Source organism: Actinomyces sp. MRS3W, from assembly GCF_032465695.1.
In the GTDB taxonomy this organism is placed as follows: Bacteria; Actinomycetota; Actinomycetes; order Actinomycetales; family Actinomycetaceae; genus Actinomyces.
The window spans coordinates 1-10,828 of the sequence record NZ_JAWDJJ010000250.1 but is presented as its reverse complement, the minus strand read 5'-3'; the positions used below and the strand labels follow the sequence as shown (position 1 = coordinate 10,828).

Below are 10,828 nucleotides of genomic sequence, written 5' to 3'. Positions count from 1 at the left end.
GATCGAGTCGGTCACGGGGATGGCGAACTCGTCGGCGAGGGCCTGGCGCGCTTCCGGATGCCGGACCATGGCGCCGACGCATTCCAGGCGGTCGGGGGCCATGGCGGCCAGGCGCAGGAAGAAGCGGGCGCGCCAACCGGCGCCGATGACGGCGAAGCGCACCGGCCCGTCGGGCGGCGGGCTCGGCCGCTGGTCGGGCATGGGAGCGTCGTAGGCGCGAGTGGGCTCGGGTGCGAGCGGATGGCGCGGGTAGCGCGGTGCGCTCGCGGGCTGCGCGGGGGAATGGGCGTCGCTGCTCACGATGGGCTCCTTCGGCTCAAGACTTCCTTGTCCAGACGCCGACGACGCTATACCCCAGGCGGGGTGGGGGCAATGGTGCGATGGGCGTACCTCTTGGTGCGCGACGACGGTGCTCGGCCGGGGACGCTGCGCACATGGCCCGGACCTTCGGGCGGTGACGTGACCCGGATACGTCCTGTGGTCGATAAACGTGTGGCCGGTGGGGCCGGGTTATCTCTCCCGGCCCCACCGGCCTTTGGCGTTGAGGGGAGCCGGCCCGGGGTTCCCATTCCCGGGGGCCCTCGCCTCCTTCGCCGGAGCGTTCCGTGTGGGCTCCCATGGACCCTCGCGGCTCTCGGTGGTGGGTCGGTCGTCGGGCTCCCCAACCCTCGCGACCCGCACCGTCCGGCGGCACTGCCTATATAACCCGCCCCACCTGAACGCTCACCCCCGGTGAACCTGAGAAAACTCGGTGAAGTCTGGCCGCCGATGTCCGCTTGGCATGTCGCCCGGAAGCACCGGGCAGCCCTCCCCATGTTCTCCGCTGATACCCCCAGTTAGCGTGACGGCAACAGCACCCGGAGGTTCCCATGTCCGACTTGATCATCCGCTGGGGCGGTCTGCGCGCCGTCGCCGCCCTCGTCGCCAAGTCCTTGCTCGTCGTCGTGCTCGGCGCGATCGTGCCGCTCGTCGTCCTGGATCCCTTCGGTGCTATCCGCACGCCCGCGGTTGAGATTCACGACGAGGCCGACGTCCTCGGCGATGCTGAACTGCAGACCGTACTGGAGGGTATCGGCTTTCGCGAAGACATCCGCCTGGCCGTACTCACTCTCGACGGCATCGACCCCCATGCCACCTCGGACACCGTCTTCAATGACGCGGTCCTCGACTACGCCCTGGACCAGCAGCCCTCATGGATCTCCACCGACGGCAGGCACTGGGCCGACGGCCTGGTCATCCTTGCCGTGTCCCCGCACGGCCGCTGGGTCGGCTGTTACTTCGGCGAGGATGTCAAGGTCGACTACCACACCCAGGAGAACATTCAGAACGCCGCCAAGAACTCCTTCCGCGCCTGGCGGTGGAACGACGGCATGGAGGCTATGGCCCGTCGCACCGCCGAGTCTCTGGGACGGCCCATCGTCTCCACGGAGATGACGGCCTTTGCGGCCATCCTGGGCATTGCCGCTGCCAGCGCCCTGTTGACGTGGATGCTCTGGTCCCGCCGCGAGGCCCGCGAGTCCTACAGGCGGGCCCGCCGTCACTTCACGCGGATCACCGCCGACTATGACGCGACCCAGATTCGTGCCGGCACCATTCCTACTGACGACGCCTACGGTGCCCAGGTGCTCGCCCGCTTCCGGTGGTTCGAGAACGGGTATTTCAAGCTGGTCGAGCAGTTCCGCGACTTCGGCTCCCCGCGCGCCGCTCAGTGGTTCGCCGGGGGCCTGCGGCGCAGCGCCCGGGCCATGGAGACCAGCGCCAAGGAACTCGACCAGGTCGACGACGTCATCGCCGCCGCCTCCACCTTCCTCACCCGCGGGGTCGGTTGGGAGAAGGCGTGGGAGAACGAGCAGGGCCCCGTGCATGAGGACCTCGCCTCTTACTCGAAGTTGTGCGCCACCGTCGCCACCAGCACGCGGGCTTCCGGCGTGAGCTTCGACGTCGGACCGGACCGCGCCTGGATCCAGGACCGCCGTGACCGGCTGGCGGCCATGACGGTAGAACTGTTTCTGCGGAAGTTGACGCCATCGGCGGCGCTCCACGAACTCGACACGATCGCCGCAGACGTGCGCCACCGCTGCGAGAGCCTGGCTTGGCGCGCTCTGGAGGCGGATACCTCACGCCTGGGTCGGGATCGGCTGACCCGCTACGAATACGACGATGCGCGGGGCGCGTACCGCAGCGATAACCTCGACTACCGCGGCTGGTGGTCCTCGTCCTCCCGCAGCGGACGTGTGCACTACAACCCCGCCGCCACGATCCGCATCAACTCCAAGTCCCCGGGACTGCGTGCCCTGGGGGCGCGCTCCACCAGCGCCGGAGCGGTGCCGCGGTTCTCGCGACCGGTGGCCAACCTGGTGACCGGCTACAGCAAGGCGGCCACCTACACGCCCTCCTCTTCCAGCGGGGGCGGCTTCTCCGGGTCCGGCTCCTCCAGCCACTTCAGCGGCGGTCACCACAGCGGGGGAGGGAGCTTCCGCGGCTCCGGCTCCAGCTCCCGCTTCTAAGAACGCGGGGCCGCGCATTGTCGATCTGAGCCGGTAGGCTGGCGCGCATGTCGAAGAAGAATCGTCAGCGGCGTCGCGACGGCGCCCCAAAGGCCGCCAAGAAGCAGCAGATCCCCTTCGTTGCCCGCCCCTTCGAAGGGCTGGCGGCGGAAGCCGACCTCGTGGCGATGATGCAGATCATCCCCGCCGCTTCCATGACGGTCCGTCTCGACGCCGACCACGGCGGCCACGACGTCGGGCTGGTCACCCTGCTGCCGGAACTGGCCCGCTCCCTCAAGCGCGCCGACGGCGAGGTGCTGGTCGCCATGCAGACCACCGTCCGTTCGGGCGACGCCAGCCGCGACGTGGCCGCCGCCCTGCTGGACGCTCTCGACCTCGAACCCGGTGTTGGCCTGGCCCCCAGCGGCCTGCCCGAGCCCGGCGACCGCCTGCAGGACATCCTCGACCCCGACTTCACCCCGGTCATCGACGTACGCGACTCCTTCGACTTCTGGCTCACCCCCGAGCAGGCGGAGGACTCCGAGGCCCGCAGGGTGGTGGAGGACGCCAAGGGTGAGATCGCCCCCACCGCCGCCGTGCCCGGCGTCGAGCACGCCTACTGGTGCCGCATGAATGGCAAGGAGTTCGTGCGCTGGGTGCGCGGCGAGGACGAGGACGACTTTTTCAACGCCTTCGCACGCATTCACGCCGCCCGTGAGTCCGACCTGGAGGAGGGCGCCCGCTTCCTCGGCGCCTTCCGCGCCTGCGGCCTGGCCATCCCCGTGTGGGAGCTCGTGCCCGGAACCGAGGCCGAGGAGTTGACGGCGCCCATGCAGGCCATGGCGCAGCGGCTCGAGACCGCTCTCGCCGACGACGCCCCGCTCGACGCCGCCGCCCGCCGCGCCAAGGCCGGCATCATCTCCCGCCAGGTCAACCTGTAAAGAAACGCCGAAACCGGCACTAATAACGTGTCGAGACCGGCACTTGTAACGTGTCGAGACCGGCACTAATGACGTGCCGGTCTCGGCGGGCCGGGGGCGAGCGCCGCCTCAGGCGTAGCGGCGGGCGACCGACACCGCCTGCGGACCGTAGCCGCCGCCGAACAGGAACACGTGGATCATGAGCATGTGCAGCTGGTGCAGGCCCACGCGCTCACGCCAGCCGTCGGCCAGCGGGGAAACCTCGTTATAGGCGGCAACGATCCGCTCCAGGTACGGCTGCCCGAAGACGCCGAGCGCCGCCAGGTCCGTTTCCGCATGCGCACCCTGGGCGAGCGGATCGATGAGCACCCCGACCGGCTCGTTCCCACCGTGGACCGTGGTGCTCGTGCCCCGGTCCGGGCGGCGCTCGCGGCCCGCCGCCCCGCCCGTTGCCGCGGCGGGGGCCCAGGTGGCGACTTCCGCGGCGGGAACCCACATGACATTGCCCGTCCACAGGTCCCCGTGCGTGCGCGCCACCGCAACCGCGGCACCGCGCTCGGCAGCGGCGCGGCGGGTGAGTTCCGGCTGATCAGAGTCGAAGTCGCCGTCGGCCAGCCGGGTGCAGACCCGCTCCAGCAGTGCGGCGTCGGCGGCGCTCAGGGTACCGGCGTCGCGCCCGGGGGCGATATAGGGGGCAATCCGGTCCTCTGCGTAGAACTCGCCCCAGCGGCGCGGCACCCCCGTCTCCTCCGCATGCGGGCGCAGCCGGATGTTGCTGCGTCCCATTTGAGTGCGCCCGTCCCACCCGGGCGGGGCCGCCCCGAAGGCGGGAGCAAGCGCCGCATGGGTGACGGCGAGCGCCCGCCCGAAGGCCTCGGCCGCGGTGGCCGTCACGCGGGTATCGGTCAGCCGGGGCTCCTCGAGCCAACCGTCGCCGGCGCGTGCCGGGACGACGGCGGCGCCGCCGTCGTCCATGGCCTGGGCGAGCCAGGCAAGTCCCTGCGCCTCCAGGCGGGTGGCGCCGGGAAGGTCATCCTGCTTGCGGATCGTGGAGCGGAAGACGTTCACCCGCCCAGGATCTCACGTGGGCGCGATCAGGTCGTCGAGGCCCGGTAGACTTCGGCGATCGAGTTCTCCAGCGCGGCGTCGAACTCCTCCTGGGTCTGGGACACGTCCAGGCCCTCCAGGAGGGCGCGGGAGAAGCTGGCGATGAGGCCGCGGTTACGGGCCAGCCGACGGTTGGCCTCCGCGCGCGTGTAGCCCCCGGACAAGGCCGCCACCCGAGCCACGCGCGGGTGGTGCATGAGCCCGGAGTAGAAGTCGGTGACCGAAGGGATGGTCAGCTTGAGTACGACGTCGCGGCCCTCGCGCAGGTTGTCGAGGTGAGCGTTGAGGGAGGCGAGTAGCAGCAACTCGATGCCGGTCTTGTCCGGAGCGTGGATGTCCACCTCGGGCTCGATGATGGGGGTGAGCCCGGCGTCGAGGATCTGACCCGCGATCTCGAACTGCTGGTCGACGACGGCGTTGACGCCCTGGGTGTCCGCGTGCAGGATGACCGAACGCATCTTGGTGCCGAAGGCATGCTTGTCCACCGCCTTGGCCAGAGTGTCCGCAAGCCCCGGGATCGGCTTCATAACGCGAGCGCCATGAGCCTCCTCCTCCAGGCCCTTGTCCACCTTGAGGAAGGGGACGATGCCCTTGACCTCCCACAGGTAGTCGGCGGTGGGGCGGCCATCCACCTCGGAGTCGAGGGTGCGTTCGAACAGGATGGTGGCGAGGATGCGCTCGGAGGTGAAGGCCGGGCTGGTCATGACGCGGGTGCGCATGGCGTGGACGAGGTCGAACATCTCCTCCTCGCTGCTCCACGCATCCGGCTCAATGCCGTAGGCCTTGAGCGCCCGCGGTGTGGACCCGCCGGACTGGTCGAGGGCGGCGATGAAACCGGAACCGTGCCGGATTCTGTCCATCTGTTGACTGCGCTGGTTGGTGGGCATGGGGTGCCTCCTGGCTGGATTGTGCGAGTGCTCGGGACGACGGTGTCGCGGCGTTGGCGGCTGGGCCAGCTCGGGCATACAAATTATATGCGAGAATTGTTCTCATAAAAAGAGGTCGATGAGGCGCACCCGTTGCCCGGGCCGACCGGTGTTCTGCGAGGCGCGCGGGGCGGAGGCTGAGACAAGCGCTCGGGCCGACGGTGTCTGGCGGGCTCCGGGCGGCCTCGACGTCAGCGCCGAGCGCGCTTCACGCTCGGAGTCAGGCCGCTGCGGACGTGAGACGTGCAGGGACTGGGGGTAGAACCTCGGCGGCGAAGACCTCCCCGGGCTGCCCGAAGGCCCCGTCGCGCCCGCAGACGCCCAGTGCGAACCAGATCGCCTCCACCGTGCTGGACAACCGCTGGCTACTACCGTCCCGGAACGCGTTCCGGGAGGTCCGCACCGAACGCCGCCACGCCAAGTACTCGGCGGGCTCGCCGCCCGGGCCGCCCAGGAGGCTCAGTTCGTAGTCCGCCGGGTCTTGCTCGCAGGCGTCCTCCACACCTGTCCACGCGCGCGTGACGCTCCGTGCGCCGGCTGGGCCGACCTGTTCACAGTCCCAGTAGGCGTTCAGTGCCGTGATGAGTCTGGGCACGACCGGGTCGGTGGTGACTCGGCTCAGTAGCCGCTCGGCGGTCTGTCCGTGTGGGGCCAGGCTGAGGAAGTCGAAGACTGCATCGTGCATGGTCATGAGATCGGCGCGGTCACCGTCCGCAGCGTCGGGGTACGGCGCTGTCCAGCGACCGTACCGGGTGAGGTCGCCCAGCCCCAGAGCCAGCTCGTACAGGCGTCCGAGACCGACAGCGAGACTGGTGGTCACCGAGTCCCGGTTCGCCGCGGACAGTCCCCCGTTGCGCACCACCCGCACCCCGGTGAGTAGCAGATCCCGCGTCGACGCGGCGAGGAAGCGCAATTCGAGGTCGTGCTGCTGTGACAGCGCCGGGGCGATCATGTCTTAAATGTTATGTTCCCGCCTCGCCCTTGTGACGAGGCGCGCCGCGTGTCGGGGACAGCCCGTTGCCGATGGGTTTGGGGGCGTGTGGCTCCGGAACGGGGAGCGTCTCGCGCGATACACGACCTTGGGGTACGAAACACGACCCCGGGGTGGTCGTGAAACGTACCCCGGGGTCGTGAATCGACATGGGCGGCTGCGCTTGGGGCCGCCCGACGACGGCTACTGCTGTGCCGACTCCACCGCGACGGGCTGCTCGAGCTCGTCCTCGGCGCGCAGGCGGTTATTCGCCTTCTCGACGTCGAGCCGGGACAGCAGGAAGAGAATGATTCCGTTGACGATCGCCGGGATCCACAGGTACATGAAGTACAGCATGTTGATCGCGGAGGCCGGCTGGACCGGCGCATTGGCCACATAACCGCTCATGGCCAGCAGCCAGCCCGCCAGGGCTGTGCCCAGACCGCCACCGATCTTCACGCCCAGCGACGTGCAGGAGAACATGAGCCCGTCAATGCGCTTGCCCGAGCGCAGGAAGGTGTGCTCCGACGCCTCGGCGATGAGGGCGTTGACGGTGCCCTGCAGCGGGCTCATACCGATGGAGGCGATACCGGAGAACACCAGCATGAGGGGCAGGTTTCCGGCGTAAGCGGCGGCCACCACGCCCAGTCGGCCGGCCACGGCGATGATGTAGCCGACGATGTTGACGTGGTACATGCCCCCGAAGCGGGACACCACCCAGGGGGTGACCAGCAGGCCGACGATGAGCGGGATGTTGATCGCCCAGGCGAACACGCCCAGCAGGTTCGCGTCGCCCAGGATGTAGGTCATGAAGTAGATGCCCATGTTGAGCGTGGCGGTGAAGATCTGGGTCAGTAGGAAGACCACCAGGATGATGAGGTAGTACTTGTTCGACACCAGCAGCTTGAAGGATTCCTTGAAGGGCAGCTTGTCCGCGGCGGCGGCCGCAGCCGCGGCCTTCTCCTCCTCGGATTCGTCCTCGGAGCGCTCGGCCAGCTCCTCGGGGGATAGCTCCCGCACCGACATCACCGACAGCGTGTTGACGGCCAGGCCGATGAGCGCGTAGATGATCGCGATGGTGCGCCAGCCCTCGGCCCCGCCGCCTAGCAGCTCCACGCCCTTCACGGTGAAGGTCTGGATGAGCAGGCTCGTGCCGAAGGCGAACATGAAGCGGATCGACCCCATCTGCACGCGTTCGGAGCTGTTCTTGGTGATGAGCGCGGTCAGTGAGGAGTAGGCGATGTTGTTGGCCGTGTAGAACACGGAGTTGAGCAGCGTGTAGGCGATGAAGAACCAGGCGTACTTCGCGGTATCGCCCATACTGGGCGGAATGGCGAAGACCGCGATGAGCGTGATCACGCAGCCGACGAAGGCCCACAGCATCCAGGGGCGGGCCTTACCCATGCGGGTGCGGGTGCGGTCTAGGAGCGTGCCGAAGATGATGTCGGAGAAGCCGTCGAAGAATTTCGACAGCATCATGAGTGTGCCGATGATGCCGGGGTTGAGGCCGGCGGTGTCGGTCAGGTAGATCATGACGAACGCGGACAGGAGCGCGTACACCACGTTCCCGGCGACGTCGCCAGAGCCGTACCCGACCTTGTTGTACCACTTGAGGTACTTCTTCTCACTCATCAGTTGACCTCACTGTTAGTCGTACCCGCGAGCACCTCGGCGCGACGGGTGGTGGATGGGAAGAGATAGAGGTGAATGGTCATGTCGTGCGGATCCACCCGGTAGATGTCCCGCAGCTGTGGCCCGCAACTGGCCGAACCGATCCCCGCCATGGCGCGGTCCAGGCACAGGACGGTGCTGTCGGACTGGCGCAGCTCGACATCGTGGCGGGCGGTGGTGAGTTCCTCCTGGGTGTAGCGGGAGGCGTTGAAGGAGAAGGGCTGTGAACCGGCTGCGGTGATCTGTGCGGTCTCGTCCCAGACGGTGACGTAGTCGCAGTCGGCGTGGCTGCCGTTCTCCTGCGGGCGCAGGTAGGGCACGTACAGGGCGTCGACGTCGGTGCGGAAGTCGTCGTGGTAGCTGGCCCGGCGCTTGTCGACGTAACTCTCCTGCGGGCCGAGCCCGTGATAGCGAACCTGGGTCAGCGACGGAGGCAGGAACAGACGCAGCCCGAGCCGCGGCAGCGGTGGGAAGGCCGGGTCGGGCATGATGCGCGCTTCCAGCTCCATGAGACCGGAGGGCCTGATCGTCCAGGCACCCTCCGCCCGCAGCGCGGGCTGGACCGCGGGTGCGGCGACGGAGAGATTGACGTGGATGACGACGGCGTCCTCGCGCCGGTCATGGGTCACGCGATAGGCGCGGGTGCGAGTGCGGTGGTACTGGGCGCGCTCCCAGTCCTGCCGCACATCGCGGTCGTTGTCGGTGGGCGCCCGCCAGGTATTGATCTCCATGGGGCGGGTGAGCAGACTCGTGCCGGCCACGACGAGCTGGCTGGGCAGCCCGGTGCGGGTGTCGAACTCGTAGTTGAAGGACTCACCGGAAACGACCAGGCGGGTGTCCTCCGCCGTCGTCGTGAGGGTGTCTCGGGAATCGGTGCCGGAGCGGACCAGGGCCGCCACCCCCTGGTGGCGGGGGTCGGCGTTGGCCAGGGGCACCTCGTCGAAGCCGAGCTCGGCGCCGCGCTCCACCAGCGGCCGGTCGACCTTGAGGTGGTAGCTGATGAGCAGGTGGCAGCGGCCGTCCTCGGGCACCTGCACGGGGCAGGGGACGGTGACACTGGTGTGCGGCGGCACCGAGTCGGGCAGCTCCACAGGGCCGCCTTCGACGACGACGCCGTCGCGCCGGACCGCATAGGTGACTTCGGCGTAGTCGGCGAGGTCGGTGGCGTCCAGGTCGTTGCGCACAGTGAGCGTGCCGGCCTCGGCGTCGAAGGCGACTACACGCGCGGGGCGCTGGACATTCTTCAGTTCCAGCAGGCCCGGGTGGGGCTGACGGTCGGGGGTGACCAGACCGTCTACGCAGAAGTTGCCGTCGTGGAGTACTTCCCCGCTGTCACCGCCGTACAGGTAGACGGGGCGGTCGCCTGCCGAGCCGGCCCGGACGGCGTGGTCGCACCACTCCCACACGAATCCGCCGCACATGCGCGGCTCGGACAGGATGAGCTCCCAGTACTCCTCCAGGTCGCCCGGGCTGTTGCCCATGGAGTGGCAGTACTCCACCAGCAGGAAGGGCTTGTCCGGGTCGGAGTCCAAGTAGTCGTGGACTTCCTTGAGGGCGGGGTACATCCGGCCGTACAGGTCGATGTCGGAGTAGTCGTAGGTGCGCTTGGAGTCGCGGTAGAAGGCGCTCTCGTAGTGGGTGACGCGGGTGGGGTCGGTGCGTTTGACCCAGGCGAGGGCCGCCTCGAAGGTGCGCCCGTAGCCGCACTCGTTGCCCACCGACCAGGAGATGACGCAGGGACGGTTCTTCTCCCGCTCCACGCACGCCAGGACCCGGTCGAGGGTGGCCTCCTCCCAGTCGGGGTTGTCCGCGATGGGCTCGTTCCAGTGCTCCACCTGGCTCTCCCAGGAGGGGTCGGCCAGGATCCGGCTCTGGGTGCCGTGGCTCTCGACGTCGGCCTCGGACATGACGAAGAAGCCGTACTGGTCGCACAGCTGGTAGAAGCGCGGGTCGTTGGGGTAGTGGGCGGTGCGGATGGCATTGATGTTGTGGCGCTGCATGAGCTGCAGGTCGCGCAGCATGTGGTCGACGTCGACGACGGGGCCGGTGACGGGATCCGATTCGTGGCGGTTAACGCCGCGCAGGGTGACGGGGCTGCCGTTGACGTGTAGGACGGCGCCGACGGTGCTGACCTCGCGCAGGCCCACCCGGTCGGTCATGGCCTCGTTGGGGCAGATGAGGTGCAGCGTGTACAGGTACGGGTCCTCCGCGCACCACAGGTGCGGATCGGCCACCCGCAGCTCGGCGCTGTGGGTGTAGGGGCAGTCGCCCGGTGGATCCGCGATCGGCTCCAGCCGGCCGGATGCCACGCTCTCGCCGTCGGCGTCGAGCAGCTCCAGACGGGTGTCGACCGCCGCCCCGCGGAAGTTGCCGCGGACGGTGACGTGGGCGGCGTCGGGCCCCAGGGCGGTGGTGATGGCGTAGTCGAACAGGCAGTCGCGGGGACGGTCCACCAGGTAGACGTCGCGGAAGATGCCGGAGGTGCGGAACTTGTCCTGGTCCTCCAGATAGGTGCCGTCGCACCACTTGAGTACGAGTACCGCCAGGCGGTTCGTGCCGGAGGTGAGGTAGTCGGTGATGTCGAACTCGCTGGTGGCGTGGGAGACCTGGCTGTAGCCGACATAGTGGCCGTTGAGCCACACGTAGAAGCAGGAGTCGACACCTTCGAAGACGAGGTGGGTGCAGGGGGCGGCGGCCGGGGCGGTGTGCTCGAAGTCGAGCAGATAGGCTGTCTCTTATTACACATCT

The 10,828-nt window shown here is 68.5% G+C and carries 6 protein-coding genes and 2 pseudogenes; 2 read left to right on the top strand and 6 right to left on the bottom strand.

What is annotated here, in order from left to right; all coding sequences use genetic code 11:
- Positions 1 to 300: pseudogene (locus tag RWX45_RS09620) on the bottom strand (hypothetical protein); the annotation flags it as partial.
- Between the two features lie 569 nt (positions 301 to 869).
- Here RWX45_RS09620 and RWX45_RS09615 point away from each other — a divergent pair.
- Both RWX45_RS09615 and RWX45_RS09610 read left to right on the top strand, forming a co-directional pair.
- A complete protein-coding gene (locus RWX45_RS09615; protein ID WP_316023509.1) occupies positions 870 to 2,507 on the top strand; it encodes a DUF5129 domain-containing protein in 1,638 nt (545 codons plus the stop codon).
- Positions 2,508 to 2,554: 47 nt separating this feature from the next.
- Complete coding sequence (locus tag RWX45_RS09610) at positions 2,555 to 3,427, top strand: DUF5926 family protein (protein ID WP_316023508.1); 873 nt, start codon at positions 2,555 to 2,557, stop codon at positions 3,425 to 3,427.
- Positions 3,428 to 3,535: 108 nt separating this feature from the next.
- Here RWX45_RS09610 and RWX45_RS09605 read toward each other — a convergent pair whose 3' ends face one another.
- The 5 genes and pseudogenes from RWX45_RS09605 to RWX45_RS09585 all read right to left on the bottom strand — a co-directional run.
- Positions 3,536 to 4,474: a fructosamine kinase family protein gene (locus tag RWX45_RS09605; protein ID WP_316023507.1), complete on the bottom strand. Its 939-nt coding sequence runs from the start codon at positions 4,472 to 4,474 to the stop codon at positions 3,536 to 3,538.
- Positions 4,475 to 4,500: 26 nt separating this feature from the next.
- On the bottom strand, positions 4,501 to 5,400 hold the full coding sequence (locus RWX45_RS09600; RefSeq protein ID WP_316023506.1) for a fructose bisphosphate aldolase: 900 nt from the start codon (positions 5,398 to 5,400) through the stop codon (positions 4,501 to 4,503).
- A 259-nt stretch (positions 5,401 to 5,659) separates the two neighbouring features.
- A complete protein-coding gene (locus RWX45_RS09595) occupies positions 5,660 to 6,391 on the bottom strand; it encodes a hypothetical protein (protein ID WP_316023505.1) in 732 nt (243 codons plus the stop codon).
- Between the two features lie 222 nt (positions 6,392 to 6,613).
- Positions 6,614 to 8,041 (bottom strand): MFS transporter, encoded by a 1,428-nt coding sequence (locus RWX45_RS09590; RefSeq protein ID WP_316023504.1) that lies wholly within the window; start codon positions 8,039 to 8,041, stop codon positions 6,614 to 6,616.
- Positions 8,041 to 10,809: pseudogene (locus RWX45_RS09585) on the bottom strand (glycoside hydrolase family 2 TIM barrel-domain containing protein); the annotation flags it as partial. The gene RWX45_RS09590 and the pseudogene RWX45_RS09585, both read right to left, overlap by 1 nt.
- Positions 10,810 to 10,828 lie beyond the last annotated feature (19 nt).

What these genes read in the sequence shown, in the direction of transcription:
- RWX45_RS09610 (WP_316023508.1), top strand. Translation starts at nt 2,555, where the DNA reads ATGTCGAAGAAGAATCGTCAGCGGCGTCGCGACGGCGCCCCAAAGGCC.
- RWX45_RS09590 (WP_316023504.1), bottom strand. Translation starts at nt 8,041, where the DNA reads ATGAGTGAGAAGAAGTACCTCAAGTGGTACAACAAGGTCGGGTACGGC.
- RWX45_RS09595 (WP_316023505.1), bottom strand. Translation starts at nt 6,391, where the DNA reads ATGATCGCCCCGGCGCTGTCACAGCAGCACGACCTCGAATTGCGCTTC.
- RWX45_RS09615 (WP_316023509.1), top strand. Translation starts at nt 870, where the DNA reads ATGTCCGACTTGATCATCCGCTGGGGCGGTCTGCGCGCCGTCGCCGCC.
- RWX45_RS09600 (WP_316023506.1), bottom strand. Translation starts at nt 5,400, where the DNA reads ATGCCCACCAACCAGCGCAGTCAACAGATGGACAGAATCCGGCACGGT.